Here is a 17,037-nt window from a genome sequence, read left to right on the forward strand (position 1 = left end):
AATCTACTGCTGCCAGATGAATCCGACGATAAGAATGATCAGTACCTGGGCAAGCAGAACCATGGCGACCGGGTGTTTGCGTACGAATGCCGCTGCGATCACACCCGCCACGACGGCGCAGGCCGCGCCGACAAGCAAAAGTAGAAGAAGCGAGCTTGCTTCCCACATCGATGGCGGTTGCGCCGCCAGCGTGTAGAGCACAAGAATAAGGAAAGCACCGGATGCGGCAAGCGCAGAGCGCTTCAAGTAGTCCATCAACGCCTTCCTGGTTCTACCTGCTCCAGCAGCAGGCCATGCCAATTGCTGCGAGCCTTCACCCAGGCTACCTCCAACATGCTGCCGAGTCGTACCGCGTACTATTGGCGCCGATTCCGACGCCACGTCTACGATGTGGTTACCACAGTGCACTGCGTAGTGCTTGAACGGTCCTGGGTACTCGTCGTCAGCGAACGTACCAGCCGCGACAAAGTCCAAAAATGTTGATTTGGAGTAGATTCGCAGTTGCTCGCCCTGCCATTCCTCTGTGTCATCCCAGCGGCAGTAAGATTCATCTCGAACCGCGTAGCTTACGTAGGTTACCCAGATCAACTCGAAACGACGAGAATCCGTGGTCACCTCGATCGGCCGGATCCCGCTGAGCGAGACGCCGTTGATTTCAATTGACTCCGTCCGATCCAGAACGAGCGCTTCATCAACTACGATGCGAAGCGCATTCTCTTCGGGCTCTCCGATCTCGGCAAGAATGAGGTGTTCGCAGGTATCCAACTGCTCAGCTGATGTCATATCGTTCATCAGGTTAGGGAACTCAGTCTGGTACGGCCACATTGCCTGTCAAACCCCCACGCCAACTGCGCAAGGGGGTCTTGCTACTTGCCGAGAGCGCGTTCGCTCTGAAGGGCCGACTCAAGCAGATTGACGTAAGTGTCTACTCGGGTGCGCAACCCGATCAGCAGCCAGCCCGCCGCATACAGAAGCACCATCATCCAGATGAGCAGGCCAGCCACCAGGTTCACATCGAACGCCGACGCCCAATCACCCCATTTCCAGTTGCGGAACTGAAGATAGAGCGCGACCAGCACCGGGAAAATCCCCAGGCGCTGAAAGCCGCCGTAAACAAGGCCCATCCGCTCATTCATGCGATCGCGCAATGCGCTGGCAAATCTCAGCATCTCCTCCCTCTGCGCACGCGGAAACCCACTCAGCTCTGCAACGAGCTCGCGCCAGTACGCAAAATCGAAGTCCATCTCGGCAGCATGCGCCAATCGCGGCTTGAGCAGCTGAGGCAGTTCACGCTTTGCCATGAGAATCAAGTGGATCGCGAACCCGGCAAGCTCCACCGCCAGACAGGCGGACAGAACCCCTGCCGCCAGTTGTGGGGCAATGACACGCGGCGACAGAGCGGCAACGAGCAACCCCACGCCAGCGGCACCTGCCCCGACCCAAACCGACGCACGCTCCACGCGGGATGGCTTCGGATACCGACTATGAGCAACGTACGCTGCCATTTTATCGTGCAGCCAGGAAAAACTCAGCGCTAGCCCAGCATCCCGCTGTCCAGATGTTCGTGATTCCGCCGTGGCATCCATTCCTGATCCTTGAGGTCTCCATGCCAGGACCAGATCATAGCGCCAGAGTCGAGCTCAGGAAGAACGCCCCTCATTCCACCCAGTACACTGCCTTCAACGCCTCCGCCAATCGCGATGCCGCCTCCTCCTGCGTGAACGGCGGCGTGCGCGGCGGATCGTAGACCTCCGGACGCGTTCCCGCCACGACCAGATCGATCGCGTAGCAGCCGCCGTCATGGACCGCGCGGTAGCTCTCCGCGTTGACGTAGTGACTCATCGCGGCATCGCCGGCGGTGAAGTGGGTGAACGGCACGCCGCCGATATCGACCGTGGCCGCCACCGCAGGACCGGTCGCTTCGGCAGGCATCTCCAGGCAGGTCTTGATTGCCGCGGCATCATCGCTTCGCCCGATCCGGAGCTCACCGGCGGTCAACCGATCCGAGCCGTCCAGTACCAACGCCACCAGCGGTGTGCCCACGCTGTCCGGCGGTGCGAACAGCTTCCACGTCGGCGAGGCAAGGTAGTCGCGCTGGAAATCGTGCGCCACCCGCGTCCCCGCGACCGGACCGACCGCAATGCCCGAAGCGCCCTCCTGATAGACCGGTGCCGGCCGCCCGGCCGCGGTCGCAGCGGCCCCCGGATCAGCCGCCTTCGCCGCCCCCGGATCCGCGCCGCTGGGCGGTACCAGCGGCGCAGCACCGCCCTCGCCCTGCGGCGAACAGGCACACAGCAACACCGTCAAAGCGGCGGCCATCAACCCTGCATTGTTCCGGCTCTGCATCTGCATGAAAGGCTCCACTGGCAATGACCCCAGCCTGCCTCGCGGTCCGTGAACGGCATGCCATGTCGAGGGGCGGACGCACGCCTTATCACGCCCGGGCCTGCCGTCATGAGCAATCCGCATCAGGGAGACGCGGCCGCAGCTTCCCGCGCTTCCTACAATCGAGCACGGCTTCCGCCCCGCCTTCTCCCCTCTGGATACCTCGATGCGCCTTGCCCTGTCCCTCGGTCTGCTGGGCGTGATCGCCCTGCTGCCGGCCTGCTCGCCCGCTCCCTCCCCCGCGGCCACTGCGACGCCCGCTGCGCCCCAACCGGCACCCACGGAAATCGCCTGGCGCCATGGCGACGTCGACGATGCCTTCGCCGAGGCCCGCGACAGTGGAAAACCGGTGCTGCTGTACTGGGGCGCGGTGTGGTGCCCGCCCTGCAACCAGCTCAAGGCCACCTTGTTCAAGGATCCCGCCTTCATCGCGCTCACGCGCCAGTATGTTCCGGTCTATCTGGACGGTGACGAGGACGGCGCGCAGGCCTGGGGCGAGCGCTTTGGGGTGCGGGGTTACCCCACCCTGATCGTGCTCGACCCCCAACGCAATGAACTTACCCGCCTGGCCGGCGGCAATGACAGCGAAGCCCTGACCCGCGCACTCACCCTGGCTGCCAGCCGCCGCACTGCGGTGAGCGAAGTGCTGCAGCACGCACTGAATACACCGAAGGAGGTCAGCGCCGAAGACTGGCGCGTACTGGGCGACTACGGCTGGGAAGTGGATGCCAATCGCCTTGCCGGCGAGCGCGATGCCGCTTCGCTGCTGCAGCAGTTGGCCACGTCAGCGCCCGACCCTGCGCTGCAGCGTCGGTTCGCGCTGCTGGCCCTGGGCGCGGGCAAGCCCGACGCGACACCGACGCCAGCGCAACGCGACACCACACGCACCCTGCTCGACGCCGTGCTGAGCGCGCCGGCGGAGGTCCGTGCCAATCGTGACCTGCTGGGCTACCAGGGTCCGGCCCTGGTGAGCCTGGCCGGCGCCACACCCGAGCAGGCACAGCAACTGGGCAAGCAGCTGCTGACCGCGCTGGATGCTGCGGACCACGCCTTGGGCGACAAGGCGGATGCGCGACTGGGTACCGTCATCACCGAACTGGCCCTGCAGCGCCAGCAGCATCCCGATGAGGAGATTCCGCCTGCACTGAAGGAGAAAGCGCAGCAGCGCGTCGCCGCTGCAGATGCCGCCGCGACCACCCCGCACGAGCGCCAAGCCACGATCAGCACCGCCGTGTATGTGCTGCGCCAGATCAAGGAAGACGACGCCGCCGAGAAGCTGCTGCTGGCCGAACTCGACCGCAGCCAGACCCCGTACTACTACATGCCCGAGCTGGCCGACCTCGCCGAGGCCCGGGGCGACAAGGCCTCCGCCCTCTCGTGGCTGCACAAGGCGTACCAAAGCGCGCAGGGACCCGCCACGCGCGTGCAGTGGGGTGTCCTGTACGTCGAAGGCCTGGTGCGCCTGAGCCCGGACGATGCCCCCGCCATCGAACAGGCTACCGGCGAGGTGATCGCCGATCTGGCCGCGCAACCGGCCGGCTACCACCAGCGCACCCGCCAGCGTTTCGAACGGCTGGGCACTACGCTGCAGGCCTGGAGCCGCACCCATCACGGTGCGGAGAGCCTGACCCGCCTGCAGGCACGGATGACCGCAACCTGCACGAAGGCCGCGTCGTCCGCGGAGGGCACGGCCGGTTGCGAGCGCTGGCTGAAGAGCTGACCCGGTCAGCGCTGGGCGAGCGCGTAATCCAGTGCCGCGCAGATGGCCGCCACCTGCGCGTCATTGCACTCGGTCGGCGACGTGCGCGGGCTGTCCGGATACACCTCGGTGGTGGTGGCATAGCGCGCGTCGGTGAAGCCGGCGCACGCCCCGATCGAGCGCGACTCGCCCCAGACCACGCCCGGTGACTGCAGCGGCATGCCGATCAGCTCGCCGTTCGCATCGGCCGGGGCGATGTGTGTGATCTTCTCGACCGCGGCGATCAACGCCTGCTGGAAGGCCGGCTGCGGATCTTCGCTGTTGCCGATCACATAGAAGCCGTCCGGAATGATGTCGGGCACCAGCGCGATGCCGTCGCGCGCGCAACGCGCCGGATCGAATTCGTGCAGGTCGCTGTCGGTGGTTTCGTGCAGGTCCATGTGCACCAGCAGCGTATCGCCGCGCGCCGCCATCCAGCGCATCAGGGACGCGGCTTCCTCGATGATGCCCTCGCCGCGGAAGCTGCGGTTCGGATCGATCGCCTCTGGATTCCAGCGCTGGATGCGCTCGTAACCCCACGGGCTGACACAGGGCGCGACGATCAGGTTGATGCGGCCCGCGTACGCCTCGGCGTACTGGTCGAGGAACTGCAGCGCGCCGTGGACGCCACTGGTCTCGTAGCCATGCACGCCACCGGTGACCAGCGCCGTCGGCAAGGCCGGATCCCAGTCGTGGCTGACCACTGCGAACAGCGGGTAATGATCCGGGGCGTAGTCGAGCTGACCGTACTGCACGACATCAAAGCGCTCGCCCAGGCGCTCCAGCGCGGCCACGACATCATCGTGGTAGCTGCGCTGCCGTTGCTGCCCCGCCCGCCACTGCGCGCGCTCCGCGTCGCCCCAGGGCTGGCCGGGGGTGCCGATCGGGTAGAAATGCGTGTTGCTCATAGCGGTACTCCAAGGTGAAATCCGGTCGCAGCGCGGGTTGGGGCTGCGCGCGACAGTGCGATGGATATTCTATGAAAAAAGGAGCCGGTTGCCCGGCTCCCCTTCTTTTTCCACATCAGCGATCAGACCGTCTGCGCCGCCTCGTACCCGTTCAAGCGCATGTCGCTGGACGCGCGCCCCTGGGTCAGCGACCGCAGCGAGGTGGTATAGCCACCCAGTCGCGCCAGCGGTGCATAGCCGAGCACTTCGGCCTGCCCATCCTGGTCCTCGATCGAGGCCACCCGCCCACTGCGGCGGTTGAGGTCGCCGACCACATCGCCGACGTTGCCCGACGGTGCGTGGATGGCGATCTCCATCACCGGCTCCAGCAGCTGCGTGCCCGCCTGGGCCAGCGCCGCTTTTACCGCTTCACTGCCAGCACGATGGAAGGCCATGTCCGAGGAGTCCTTGACGTGGGTCTGGCCGTCGACCAGCGTCACCTCGATACCGACCACCGGATGGCCCAGCGGACCTTCGCCCAATGCCGCGCGCACGCCCTTCTCCACCGCGTTGACGAACCCGCGCGGGATCGCGCCGCCGACGGTGCGGTCGACGAAGCTCACCTCGCCGTCCTCGCGCGGGGTGATGTCGATCAGCACCTGGGCGAACTGGCCCTGGCCACCGGTCTGCTTGGCGACCTTGCCTTCCACCCGCTGCACGGCACGCTTCGGCGTCTCTTGGTAGGCCACGCGCGGCTGGCCGGTGCGGACGTTGACGCTCCACTCCGTGCGCAAGCGCTCGACCATCACCTCCAGATGCAGCTCGCCCATGCCCCAGATCAGAGTCTCTCCGCTGTCCGCATCGGTCTCGACACGGAACGACGGATCCTCCTGCGCCAGGCTGGCCAGTCCCTGGCTGATGCGGATCAGGTCCGAGGCCTTCTCCGCCGTCAACCGCCATGCCAGCACCGCATGCTGCGCCTGGATCGTGTCGAGCAGCAGCGGGCGCGAGGGCGCACTCAGCGTTTCACCGCTGACGGCATCCTTCCAGCCCAGCACCGCGACGATGTCACCGGCCACGGCCTGCTTGATGTCGTGGGTCTGATCGGCCTGCACCCGCACCAGGCGACTGACGCGCCGCCCGTGTGCATGCTGCGAGCTGGCCAGCGCGTCGCCCACCTTCAGCGTGCCGGAGTACACCCGCACGAAGCTCAGCGCACCGTGGTTCTGGTGCGTGATCTTGAACAGCAGCGCCGCGAGCGGACCATCCGGATCGGGGGGCAGCAGCACGTCGTTGCCGTTCTCGGTAGCGACCACCGCCGGCCGATCCAGTGGCGACGGCAGATAGTCGACCACGGCATCGAGCAGCGTTTCCACGCCCTTGCTCTTGAACGCCGAGCCCGCGAGCACCGGGACGCCGGCACCGGCCAGGGTGCCGCGACGGATCGCCGCGCGCAGCTGCGCGTTGTCGATCGCCGCGCCTTCCAGCCACGCCTGCGCCAGCACGTCGTCGGCATCGGCCACGGCCTCGATCAGCGCCTCGCGCTGCGGCATCCACTGGGCCGCCTCATCGGTCGTCCAGGCATGACGCAACGCGGTGCCCTTGTCGTCCCAGTGCACGGTACTGCGGTCGACCAGGTCCACCCAGCCGTTGAACTGGCTTTCGGTGCCGAGTGGCACGCCGAGCGCCCACGGTGTGGCCCGCAGTTTCTCGCGCAGTTGCGCGAGCACGCGTTCGAACGCAGCACCGGTGCGGTCCATCTTGTTGACGAAGGCGATCAGCGGCACCCCGTGGCGACGCGCCTGGCGCCAGACCGATTCGGACTGGGGCTGCACGCCATCCACGGCAGAGAACACCGCCACCGCGCCGTCGAGCACGCGCAGGGAACGTTCCACTTCGATCGCGAAATCGATGTGGCCGGGAGTGTCGATCAAGGTCAGGTGGTGGATCGGCTGGTCGCGCGGCGCCCAATGCGCCTGCACGGCGGCCGCGCCGATGGTGATGCCGCGCTCGCGCTCGATCGCCGAGAAGTCGGTGGTCGCCGCGCCGTCGTGGACCTCACCGACGCGATGGATCTCGCCTGTTTTCCACAGCAGGCGCTCGGTGAGCGTGGTCTTGCCGGCGTCGATGTGGGCAATGATGCCGAGGTTGCGCCGGAGGGACAGGGTCTGGGTATGGGTGTTCATGGGATGGGTCTCGCTGCCAACATCGGGGAGCCGCACGCCGCCGTTGGCTAACGGGCGTGCGGCCAGGTTTGGGGCTCGGCGATCTGGTGCATGGCACGTTCTCCTTCAAACAGTTCTGGTGCGTGGAAACGAAAAGAGCGCCCGGTGGGCGCTCTGCTTGGGGTCCAGGGTGACCGGTGTTCCGGTCAGCAGCCTTGCACTCCGAGTGGCAGACGCGCCCGTGCCGCGTAATCGCGGGTCAGGGTAAAAAACGTCAGAAGCGGCATCGAAGTCATGAGGGTCACCTGGGGTGTAGCCGGCATTGTAGACCTCCCGTGGCCGGCTACAAGCCCTGATTGCAACCACCAGTGCAACACTGATCCTCATGCACGCCGATAACGTTCATAGTTAGCACGACGACCCCATGAGCACCCCCGACATGCGAATGGGTCGCAATTGCGTATATGACGGGAATCCTTAAAATAGCGGCCTATGCGTCGCCAATGGCGACGCCCGCGCGTCAGGCTCCGCCCATGAAAGCAACGAGCCGCGCTCGCGCCCCTCCTTCCGCGTTGCCGAGTTGTTGCCCATGACCTGCTCTTCCTCCCCGAACCCGCGCAGGTTGCGCCCCAACCTGCTGGCCCTGGCCTGCCTGGCCGCCGCGCTTGCTCCTGCCGCCCATGCCCAGACCGCCACCGATCTGGATGCGGTGCGCGTCAATGCCTACCGCGCTGCCAACAGCACCAGCGGCGCGACCAAGACCAGCACCGCACTGGCCGAAACCTCGCAGTCGGTCTCGGTGATCGAGCGCGCCGAACTGGATGCCCGTGGCGTGCAGTCGCTCAACGATGCGATGCGCTATGTCGCCGGCGTCAGCCTGGAAAGCTCGGGCATCGACAACCGCGTGGACGATTTCCGCATCCGTGGCTTCGATGCCGGCAGCTGGTCCAACAACGTCACCCTGGATGGCATGCGCGCACCGCAGGGCAGCCAGTGGAACCGCAGCATGTTCGACAGCTGGAACCTGGAGCGGGTGGAAGTGCTCAAGGGTCCGTCCGCCGTGATGTATGGCCAGGTGGCCCCGGGCGGCATGGTCAACCAGGTCAGCAAGACCCCCACCCCGGACCAGGCGCAGCAGCTGCGCCTGGGCGTGGATGCGAACGGCCAGTACAGCGCCGCTTTCGACGTGGGCGCCGGCACTGCGGGGGATGATCACCTGTTCCGCCTGGTCGGCCTGTACCGCGACGGCCAGACCCAGATCAAGCGCACCGAACAGGAGCACTGGTTTCTCGCCCCCAGCTACACCTGGCAGCTCGCCGAACGCACCCGCTTGACCCTGCTGGGCCTGTACCAGAAGGACGATGGCGGCTCGACCTACCAGTTCCTGCCGGCGGCCGGCACGCTCAATCCGACGCCGTCGGGCTACATGAAGAACAGCACCTTCATCGGCGAGCCGGACTGGAACACCTTCGACCGCACGCTGTGGACCGCCGGCTGGATGTTCGAGCACCAGTTCAACGACCACCTCACGCTGACCCAGAGCGCGCGCCGCACGCATGTCGATTCGCTGTTCCGCAGCGTGGTCACCTTCGGCGCACTGAATGCCGATGGCCGCACCCAGAACCGTCGCGGCGTGATGGGCACCGGCGACTCCGATGGCGACACCTTCGATACCCGCCTGCAGGCGCGCTTCAGCACCGGCGCGGTGGACCATACCGTGCTGCTCGGCTGGGACTGGCAGCGTGCGGACTGGGAAGGCGTGCGCAGCGCCATGAGCAGCCCGCGCCCGATCGACATCTTCAATCCGGTGTATTCGACCTACCGCCCGACGGTGAGCACCGAAACCCCGACCGCTGGCATCAATCGCCAGAGTGGCGTGTACCTGCAGGACCAGCTGGCGCTCGGCAACTGGCGGATGACGTTCGGCGGCCGCTACGACTGGACCAAGGACGACAGCAGCAGCGCCAACCGCAACATCGCCACCGGCATCTCCACCCCGGGCGGGCGCAACGTGATCAAGAGCGAGGCGTTCACCGGCCGCGCGGGCGTGCTGTACGTGTTCGAGAACGGCCTGACCCCGTACGTGAGCTACGCCGAATCCTTCCAGCCTTCGACCAAATCGCCGCTGGACAGCTTCACCCAGACCGCGTTCGAGCCGGTGACCGGGTCGCAGTGGGAAGCCGGCCTGAAGTACCAGCCGGCCTCGGTGGATGGGCTGGTCACCCTGTCGGTGTACGACCTGCGCCAGCAGAACATGATCGTGGATGACCCGGTGGCGTCGCATCGCAACTGCGGCGCGACCGGTACCGCCACCTGCTCGATCCAGGGTGACGAAGGCCGCGTGCGCGGCATCGAACTTGAAGGGCGGATCACCCCGATCGAGGGCTTCAGCCTGATCGGCGCCGCGTCACGCATGGACTCGGAGATGACCCGTTCGGCGCCGTACAAGGGCAAGGAACTGGCGATGGTGCCCGACTACAGCGCCTCGTTCTGGGCGGACTACACCTTCCAGGCCGGCGCCCTGCAGGGTCTCAGCCTGGCGGCCGGCGCGCGCTACAACGGCGTCAGCTACGGCGACAGCGCCAACCTGTACCGGATTCCGTCCTACACCCTGTTCGATGCGGCGATCCGCTATGACCTGGGCCGGATCGGTGGCACCCAGGTGCAGCTGGCACTCAACGCCAGCAACCTGGCCGACAAGCGTTTCGTGTCGACCTGCACCGGCGTGTCGTCGTGCTACTACGGCAGCGGCCGCACGGTGATGGCGACCGCCAGATTCGGCTGGTAATCCGTAAACGGCGGGGCCGGCCGATGGGCCGGCTCCCATCACCACGCGTCGGTCACCACCACCAACGGAACATCGCGCTGCGGATGCCGCAGCACCAGCACCGGCTGCTGGTAGACCCGTTCGATATGTTCGCGGGTCAGGACCTCGGTAGGCGTCCCGTCGGCGGCCACGCGGCCCTGTTCCAGCAATACGATCCGATCCGCGTAGGCCGCGGCCAGATTCAGGTCGTGCAGCACCACGATCACGCAGGCGCCGGCATCGGCCAGCTCGCGGACCGCGCGCAACGTGCGTTCCTGATGGCGGAGATCCAACGCCGCCGTCGGCTCGTCCAGCAGCAACAGCGGCGTGTCCTGGGTCAGCACGCGGGCGAAGGTCGTCCGCGCCGCCTCACCACCGGACAGATGCTCCACTTCCCGCTCGATCAACGCATGCAGGTCGGCACGCGCCAGCGCATCGGCGATGCAGGTGGCGTCTTTCACCGGGTCCGGCGGATGCGGCAGCCGCCCCATCGCGACCACTTCATGCACCCGGAAGGCGAACCTGACCGCGTGCTCCTGCGGCATCACCGCGCGCTCGCGCGCCAGCGGCTTGGCCTTCCACTCTGCCAGCGCCTGTCCACGCAGCAGCACGTGGCCCTGCTCCGCCTCCAGATCGCCTGCGGCCACCGCCAGCAGCGTCGACTTGCCCGCACCGTTCGGGCCGACCAGCGCCGTCACCGTGCCGGGCACGAAATCCAGCGTGATGTCATCCAGGATGCGCCGTGCGCCGCGACTGAGCTGCACCGACTGCAGTTGCAGCAACGCGCTCATGCACCGCTCCGATGGCGCTGACGCATCACCAGCCACAGGAAGAACGGCGCACCCAGCGCGGCCGAGAACAGGCCCAGCGGGATTTCGGACGGCGGATCCAGCGTACGTGCGGCGGTGTCGGCGACCACGATCAGCAGCGCACCGGCCACGGCCGAGACCGGCAGCAGCCAGCGATGGCCGGGGCCAACCAGCAGGCGCACGACATGCGGCACGACCAGACCCACGAAGCCGATCGAGCCGGCGAACGCGACCGCCGCACCGACCAGCAGCGCGCTGAAGGCGATCAGTTTGAGCCGGGTGCGCTTCACATCCAGCCCCAGGTGCTGGGCCTGACGCTCACCGAGCGCGAGCATGTCCAGCGGCGTGGCCAGCCGCAGCAGTGCGATCGTGCCGAGCACGAACACCGGCGCCACTGCGATCACATCCCGCCAGTCGGCCTGGGCCAGCGAGCCCATCTGCCAGAACACCAGCGACTGCAGCTCGCTCTCGCTGGCGATGTAGGTCAGGAACCCGATCATCGCGGAGCAGAACGCAGCGATGGCAATGCCGACCAGCAGCAATGTCGCCGTGCCACTGCCCTGCCCCGGTCGTGCCAGCAGGTAGGTCAATGTGATCGCGCCACCGGCACCGGCAAAGGCGGCCAGCGGCAGCGTCCATGCACCGAAGGCGCCGGCGCCGAGCACGATCGCGGAGACCGCGCCCAAGGCCGCGCCCTGGGTCACGCCGACGATGCCGGGGTCGGCCAGCGGATTACCGAACAGACCCTGCAGACTCGCACCGGCCATCGCCAGTGCGGCGCCCACCATCGCGCCCAGCAGGGCACGCGGAATGCGCAGCTGCCAGACCACGGCCAGATCGCGGGTGCTGACACTGGCCGGATCGGCCAGCCCCAGCTTCACCCCGATCGCCTGCAGCACGTCCATCGGCGGCAGCCGCAACGGGCCCACCGCGAAGGAGGCGATCACCGCGATCAGCAATCCCACCGCGGCCCAGATCAACACGGTCGCGCCACGGCGACGCGCAGGACTCGACACCGCCATGCCTTACGCCCTCACGGACGCGGCACGGTGGCGAAGGCCGCGGCCAGGGCGACCGCGCCACTGCCCGAGGCGACACTGGCGGACTTCAACTCCACGTCCGGCATCACCCACACGCGATTGGCCGCACCGGCCGGCGTCTGCCGCAGAGTCGGATAGGCGCGCCACAGGCCGGCCTGGCCACCGAACAGGGCCAGGTCGTTCTCGGTCACCAGGATCACGTCCGGCGCAGCGGCCACCACGCCTTCATTGCTCAGCGCGGAATAGTTGGCCACGCCAGCCTCGTCACCGATGTTGATGCCACCGGCCAGCGTGATCAGCTTGCCCGAGGCGCTGTCCGAGCCCGCCACCGTCGGTGCGCCGCCGGCACCGGTCGCGGAGACATGGATCACCCGCGGGTGCCACGCCAGCGCCGCACCACTGGTCTTGGCCGCATCCAGCTGCGACTGCACTTTGCTGGCCAGTGCTTCGCCCTGCTCCGCCATGCCGACCGCGGCGGCGACCTTGCGCACCTTGTCGGCCGCCGGCTGCAGATCATCGACGATCACCGCCGCTTCGCCTGCGCCGCGCAGCTTGGCGGCCAGATCGGAATGACGGCGCAGGCTGTTGCCGAGGAACAGGGTGCCCTGCAGGCTCAACACGCCTTCCACGCCCGTGGTGCGGTTGAACAGGAATTGTTTGGGGGCCTTGCGCCCGGATTCGGTGGCCGAGCGCAGCGGCGCGGCGTACACCTGATCGTCCAGGCCAAGCGCTTCGAGCACGGCGATGATGTCATCGCCGCCCGCAATGATCTTCGAGGTGTCGGTCACCGTCGTGGCCACGCCATCATCGGAGGTGACCTGTGCCGGCAACTGCTGGGTGGCGCCTTCGATGTCGGGCACGTCCACGCCCACCACACGCTGCCAGCCTTCCGGCAGTGCTTCGGGAGTCTGCGCGGCCGATGCGGCAGCGGTGTCGGCAGCAGGTGCAGCGGGCTCTTTCGAGCACCCGGCGATCACGGCGACCAGGGACAGCGCCAGCAGGCTGCGGCGGACAACAATCGACTTCATGGCAGTTCCTCTTCAATCAGAACGGCGGGGCTGTACGCCCCGCCGCCGGTGCAACGCTCTCCGCGCAGCTCAGTTCGCGCGGGTGCTGATGCGGGTGATGCGGTCGCCCTTGGGATCCTGGGCATCACGCGACTTGTTGACGGCAAACACGTTGCCCTTGCCATCTTCACGCACATGGTTCGGGAAGGTGCCGCCATCCAGGTTGCCGACCACCTTGCCGTTGCCGTCGACCACGGTCACCGTGCCGGCACCGCGGTTGGTCACGTAGGCGAGCTTGGACACCGGCTCGAAGGCCACGTTCAGCGCACCCGCGCCGACCGGCACGTCGTGCAGCACCTTGCCGCTGGCGACATCGACGATCAGCAGGTTGTCCGTGCCCTGCGAGGCCACGTACAGGCGACCGGCCGAAGCGTCGTAGGCCACGCCGGAGGCACTGATCGAGTTGCCCAGGTCGATGACCTTCTCCACCTTGCCGGTGGTGGTGTCGATCACCGCCGCTTCGGGCGTGCCGATGCTGACCGTGAACAGCTTGCCGGCCGCTTCATCCAGCACCAGACTCATCGGGACGAACTTCTTGTCGTCCACGCCCGAGGCCAAGGTGATCGGCTCCAGCGGCTGCAGGGTGCGGGCATCGAACACCGACAGATGGTCTTCACCGGCGGCCGAGGCGAACACCTTGCCATGGCGGCCATCGACCACGATGTCGCGGGCGTGCGGCACGGCGCCGACGTCGAACTGACGCACCAGCGACAGGTCCTTCTGGCGATACACGGCCACCGTGTCCTGGCGGGTGTTGGTGACCCAGACGTTGCCGTTGGCATCGTCCACGCCGACGCCATACACCGCGAACACGGCACCGCCCTTGCCGCCCGGCACTGCAGCGGGGGTGATCTTGGCGGTGACCTTGAGCGTCTTCGGGTCGAGCTTGAGCAGCTGCGACTGGGTCACCGGCGGGCGACCGACCGCCGCGGTGACGAACACCGCGTTGCTGGCCGCGCTGTAGGCGGACTGGTACAGGCCCTGGACCAGCTTGGCCGAGGTCTGGTTGAAATTCTGCTGGCCGCTCAGCGGCAGGTTCGGCGAGACGCGCAGCGACAGCACCGTTGCCGCGGACGGCTGGCTGGCACGCACGATCACCGGCTGCTGGCCGGGCACGGCATCGGCGGGAATCGCGACGTTGCCCTTGAAGTTGCCCTCGGCGTCGACCACGTACGGGGTGGCATTGAGCACGGTCTCGCCGCGCAGCAGGGTGACCTGCTGGCCCGGCACGAACTGGCGGCCGATCACTTCGGCATCGCTGCCCGGCACCACGTTCTGGCCACGGCTGATCACTTCACCACGGAAGCCGTTGGCCGGCGCATCGAACACCGGCTGCGCGAACACGGCAGGGCTGGCCAGCGACAGCGCAATGGCCAGGGCGGCGACACGCGGGAGGGTTTTCAGGGTGTACATCAGCAGACTCCTTCTGTTGGGGGCGCGCCGGTTGGCGCGTTGTCACAGTGCTTGCCTTGGCATGGCCGCGGTCCGTTGCGGCGGTGGCACAGGGCCACGGAACTGCCTGGGTAACGAAAAATCAGGGTGCCGGCGCGGGCGTGCCGCTGCGATCGGCGATGCCATACAACTGGCTCAGCGTGGCCTTGAGCGACGCCGGCAGCATCGGCCCATGGCCAAGGCCGGGAAATTCGCGGTACTGCACGGTCAGGCCCGGCACCTTGGCCAGGCGGGTGGCCAGCTGCTGCGCGGCATCGGGCGTCGCCCCGCCGATACGGCGCAGGTGCGCGACCACGCGCGGATTGGTCATGTCGCGCACCCCGCGGTTGCCGGTGCGCTCATCGCCGCCGAGCATCACCGTCACCTGTGCCGGCTGACCCTGGGTGTTGGCAATGAACTGGCGCTCCATGTCGCCCAGCGGCGCGCCCTGGCTCCACCACAGCGATGGACTGGCCGACACGTAGTGCTGGAATGCGGCCGGGCGGGTATACAGCGTGCTGACCACGAACAGGCCGCCGAGCGAATGGCCCCACAGCGACTGCTGCTGCAGATCGATGCTGGCGCGGCGCTGCACTTCCGGCTTGATCCGGCGCTCGATCAGATCGAGAAACGCATACGCACCGCCACCGCTGGACTGCGACGTACCGTTCTCGTCATCGGCGGTATCGATCCACGCGGTGTAATCGCGGGTGCGTGCCGCGGAATCGATGCGCAGGTCGTTGTCGTAACCGATGAACACCAGCACCGGCGCGGCATGCGCGGCCAGATCGGCAAGCATCGCCTGGTCGAGCACCATCGCCGCGGCGTTGCCGTCGAGCATGTACAGCACCGGTGCCGGCGTAGCCGAGGCCTTCGCCGGCACACCGACATTCACCCGCCAGCGGCGGGCGTGATCGGGACTGTCGAGCACGAAGTGTTCGAAGCGATAACTCTGCGCCGGCTGGTCCAGCACCGTCTCACCGACTTTCTGCTCGGGATTGCGCTGCTGCGCCGAGGCCGGCGACAGCGCCGCCATGCCGATGGCGGTCGCCACGCCAAGCGTGCGCAACCACGGCGATACGGAAGAGATCAGCGACGACGAAACAATCATGACTACCCGGAGCGAGGGACGGTGCTATCGCGCCAGTGTAACTCAAATGAGAATGGGTATCACTGACGTTGCGCTGACCGCCCTGCCCGCGCGCCTTCTTCCTCAAGGTGCCTCAGCGCGCGCAGTCACCCGACGCCGTGCGCGCCTCCCCCACGGTCGCGCCCCCTTTCCCACTGGCCGACAGCCAGCCTGCCAGGGACATCGCATCCGGTATTCCCGCCGCCATCGGGGCGGACGAAATCACCAGTTCGCGCGACGTGCCGACCGGCTCCAGCTCGGCCAGGCGCGCCGCCTTGTCACCGTCGGTGCTGACGAAGTCGTCCGGCCCCGAGCGCGGCGTCTTCGTGGTGTTCGCGGTCTTGACCGCCTTGATCCGCAGTTCGCCGCCGGCCCCGTTGGTAACGGTCACCGCGTACTGCTCCTTGCCATAGGCCCAGGAGGTCTCGCGCTGCACCGTGGCTGCCTGCCCATCGGCCGGCAGTTCCAGCGTATCGCCTGCGAGCCCCTGCACCATCGCCATGCCACCCATCACCGCCATGTACATGCCGTACGCGCGCATCTGCTTCTCCTCGGCCGTCTTCGCCGCGGGCGCACCTGGCCAGCTCGCCTCGAGATTCAGATGGGCCTTGCCGCTGCACAGTGTCAGCACGACCGGCTCACCCTCGCCTTCGCCAAGGCTGATCAGACTGTCGCCGTTGTGGAACTGCTGCACGCGCCCGATCAATGACGCGCCGCGCGTCGGCACCTGGTTCACCTCGACACGGGACGCGCTTTTCAGGCGCTCATTCAACGACACGGTCGTCGCGGCGGCGGGCAAGGCCGCGCCGATCGCGGCAGCGAGTACGAACACAGGGAAAAAAGCGCGCATGGCATCCAGTCCAGAAGGGCGGGACATCATACGCGCCCACTCGACGACCGCTTCGCACGTCATCGCCCTGTCGTGCAGGCAGCGCTCAGCCGCGCGCCACCATCGCCATGATGGTCGCCGCCAGTTCCTGCTCCGCCTGCAGCGGCGTGATGTCGCCGGCGGTCGCTGCAGAAGAGAGACCTTCCGCGGCGCCGAGCATGCCCCAGAGCCCCGCCTGCGCCAACGCGCCTGCGGGCGCGAACGGTGACAACAGCGCGCGGCACTGCTCAAGAACCACGACGTCGTACTCGCGCTTGATACGCGCCAGTTCGGGTGATCCCGCCAGCGCAGCGATCACGCCCGGAATCTCGCGCCCCTGCTTCATCACGCACGCCACGTAGGCCTCCGCGATGACCTGCGCCTTGTCCGCAAGCGTCGGGCCACTGCTGGCGAACCGCGCCTCCATCACCACGCCCTGGCGCGCATCGAAGTCGCGGTACAGCGCGGCCAGCAGACCGGCCCGCGTGCCGAAATGGTCATACACCACCGGCTTGGTCACGCCGGCCTGCTCGGCCAGACGCCCCAATGTGAGTGCATCGGTGCCTTCCTCGCGGATCAGCCGCCACGCCTCTGCCAGCAGCTGGCGCAGGCGGTCATCGCGGGTCATGCGGCGACGGGGTGCCACGGGGGCAGGCGCATCGGGCGGACTTGACATGGCTATATACCAATCGTAACTTACGTTTCGTAACTT

Annotated in this window: 14 protein-coding genes; 2 read left to right on the plus strand and 12 right to left on the minus strand. The window is 67.3% G+C overall.

From position 1 onward, the window contains the following. Window positions 1-3: 3 nt before the first annotated feature. From ABE424_RS05650 to ABE424_RS05660, 3 genes are all read right to left on the minus strand, one after another. Entirely contained in the window at window positions 4-792 is a 789-nt protein-coding gene (locus tag ABE424_RS05650; RefSeq protein ID WP_346492494.1) for a hypothetical protein, read from the minus strand. A 74-nt stretch (window positions 793-866) separates the two neighbouring features. Beyond that, a complete protein-coding gene (locus ABE424_RS05655; RefSeq protein WP_346492493.1) occupies window positions 867-1,418 on the minus strand; it encodes a hypothetical protein in 552 nt (183 codons plus the stop codon). Window positions 1,419-1,656: 238 nt separating this feature from the next. Next, window positions 1,657-2,352 (minus strand): hypothetical protein, encoded by a 696-nt coding sequence (locus tag ABE424_RS05660; protein ID WP_346501856.1) that lies wholly within the window; start codon window positions 2,350-2,352, stop codon window positions 1,657-1,659. Between the two features lie 199 nt (window positions 2,353-2,551). Between ABE424_RS05660 and ABE424_RS05665 the strand changes: the two genes are divergently transcribed. Next, the gene (locus ABE424_RS05665) at window positions 2,552-4,105 is read left to right on the plus strand and encodes a thioredoxin family protein (protein ID WP_346492491.1); all 1,554 of its coding nucleotides are present in this window, start codon (window positions 2,552-2,554) and stop codon (window positions 4,103-4,105) included. A gap of 5 nt (window positions 4,106-4,110) precedes the next feature. Here the strand turns inward: ABE424_RS05665 and ABE424_RS05670 are convergent, their stop codons facing one another. Together ABE424_RS05670 and fusA are read right to left on the minus strand one after the other, a co-directional pair. Next, window positions 4,111-5,031, minus strand: coding sequence for a M14 family metallocarboxypeptidase (locus ABE424_RS05670; protein ID WP_346492490.1), 921 nt, complete (start codon window positions 5,029-5,031; stop codon window positions 4,111-4,113). Window positions 5,032-5,153: 122 nt separating this feature from the next. Beyond that, window positions 5,154-7,196 carry an elongation factor G gene (gene fusA / locus ABE424_RS05675; RefSeq protein ID WP_346492489.1) on the minus strand — a complete coding sequence of 681 codons (2,043 nt, stop codon included), beginning with the start codon at window positions 7,194-7,196 and terminating at the stop codon, window positions 5,154-5,156. 568 nt (window positions 7,197-7,764) lie between these two features. Here fusA and ABE424_RS05680 point away from each other — a divergent pair. Further along, window positions 7,765-9,963 carry a TonB-dependent siderophore receptor gene (locus ABE424_RS05680; RefSeq protein WP_346492488.1) on the plus strand — a complete coding sequence of 733 codons (2,199 nt, stop codon included), beginning with the start codon at window positions 7,765-7,767 and terminating at the stop codon, window positions 9,961-9,963. A 38-nt stretch (window positions 9,964-10,001) separates the two neighbouring features. Here the strand turns inward: ABE424_RS05680 and ABE424_RS05685 are convergent, their stop codons facing one another. The 7 genes from ABE424_RS05685 to ABE424_RS05715 form a co-directional block, all read right to left on the minus strand. After that, window positions 10,002-10,772 (minus strand): heme ABC transporter ATP-binding protein, encoded by a 771-nt coding sequence (locus ABE424_RS05685; protein WP_346492487.1) that lies wholly within the window; start codon window positions 10,770-10,772, stop codon window positions 10,002-10,004. Continuing rightward, window positions 10,769-11,812 carry an iron ABC transporter permease gene (locus ABE424_RS05690; RefSeq protein ID WP_346488068.1) on the minus strand — a complete coding sequence of 348 codons (1,044 nt, stop codon included), beginning with the start codon at window positions 11,810-11,812 and terminating at the stop codon, window positions 10,769-10,771. Before ABE424_RS05690 ends, ABE424_RS05685 begins: the two co-directional genes overlap by 4 nt. An 11-nt stretch (window positions 11,813-11,823) precedes the next feature. Further along, a complete protein-coding gene (locus tag ABE424_RS05695) occupies window positions 11,824-12,858 on the minus strand; it encodes an ABC transporter substrate-binding protein (protein WP_346492486.1) in 1,035 nt (344 codons plus the stop codon). 69 nt (window positions 12,859-12,927) lie between these two features. After that, on the minus strand, window positions 12,928-14,310 hold the full coding sequence (locus tag ABE424_RS05700) for an ATP-binding protein (RefSeq protein ID WP_346479128.1): 1,383 nt from the start codon (window positions 14,308-14,310) through the stop codon (window positions 12,928-12,930). A 121-nt stretch (window positions 14,311-14,431) separates the two neighbouring features. Beyond that, entirely contained in the window at window positions 14,432-15,439 is a 1,008-nt protein-coding gene (locus tag ABE424_RS05705) for an alpha/beta hydrolase-fold protein (protein ID WP_176988977.1), read from the minus strand. Between the two features lie 112 nt (window positions 15,440-15,551). Next, on the minus strand, window positions 15,552-16,307 hold the full coding sequence (locus tag ABE424_RS05710; protein ID WP_346492485.1) for a hypothetical protein: 756 nt from the start codon (window positions 16,305-16,307) through the stop codon (window positions 15,552-15,554). 85 nt (window positions 16,308-16,392) lie between these two features. After that, window positions 16,393-17,001, minus strand: a complete 609-nt coding sequence (locus ABE424_RS05715) for a TetR/AcrR family transcriptional regulator (protein WP_346492484.1) — start codon at window positions 16,999-17,001, stop codon at window positions 16,393-16,395. Window positions 17,002-17,037 lie beyond the last annotated feature (36 nt).

Source organism: Stenotrophomonas sp. TWI1149 (assembly GCF_039673155.1).
Classification (GTDB): domain Bacteria; phylum Pseudomonadota; class Gammaproteobacteria; order Xanthomonadales; family Xanthomonadaceae; genus Stenotrophomonas; species Stenotrophomonas maltophilia_AA.

Bases quoted from the DNA above. Each gene is read 5' to 3' on its own strand.
- ABE424_RS05715 (WP_346492484.1), bottom strand. From the start codon at position 17,001: ATGTCAAGTCCGCCCGATGCGCCTGCCCCCGTGGCACCCCGTCGCCGC.
- ABE424_RS05700 (WP_346479128.1), bottom strand. From the start codon at position 14,310: ATGTACACCCTGAAAACCCTCCCGCGTGTCGCCGCCCTGGCCATTGCG.
- ABE424_RS05685 (WP_346492487.1), bottom strand. From the start codon at position 10,772: ATGAGCGCGTTGCTGCAACTGCAGTCGGTGCAGCTCAGTCGCGGCGCA.
- ABE424_RS05695 (WP_346492486.1), bottom strand. From the start codon at position 12,858: ATGAAGTCGATTGTTGTCCGCCGCAGCCTGCTGGCGCTGTCCCTGGTC.
- ABE424_RS05705 (WP_176988977.1), bottom strand. From the start codon at position 15,439: ATGATTGTTTCGTCGTCGCTGATCTCTTCCGTATCGCCGTGGTTGCGC.
- ABE424_RS05650 (WP_346492494.1), bottom strand. From the start codon at position 792: ATGAACGATATGACATCAGCTGAGCAGTTGGATACCTGCGAACACCTC.
- ABE424_RS05690 (WP_346488068.1), bottom strand. From the start codon at position 11,812: ATGGCGGTGTCGAGTCCTGCGCGTCGCCGTGGCGCGACCGTGTTGATC.
- ABE424_RS05665 (WP_346492491.1), top strand. From the start codon at position 2,552: ATGCGCCTTGCCCTGTCCCTCGGTCTGCTGGGCGTGATCGCCCTGCTG.
- ABE424_RS05710 (WP_346492485.1), bottom strand. From the start codon at position 16,307: ATGCGCGCTTTTTTCCCTGTGTTCGTACTCGCTGCCGCGATCGGCGCG.
- ABE424_RS05680 (WP_346492488.1), top strand. From the start codon at position 7,765: ATGACCTGCTCTTCCTCCCCGAACCCGCGCAGGTTGCGCCCCAACCTG.
- fusA (WP_346492489.1), bottom strand. From the start codon at position 7,196: ATGAACACCCATACCCAGACCCTGTCCCTCCGGCGCAACCTCGGCATC.
- ABE424_RS05660 (WP_346501856.1), bottom strand. From the start codon at position 2,352: ATGCAGATGCAGAGCCGGAACAATGCAGGGTTGATGGCCGCCGCTTTG.
- ABE424_RS05670 (WP_346492490.1), bottom strand. From the start codon at position 5,031: ATGAGCAACACGCATTTCTACCCGATCGGCACCCCCGGCCAGCCCTGG.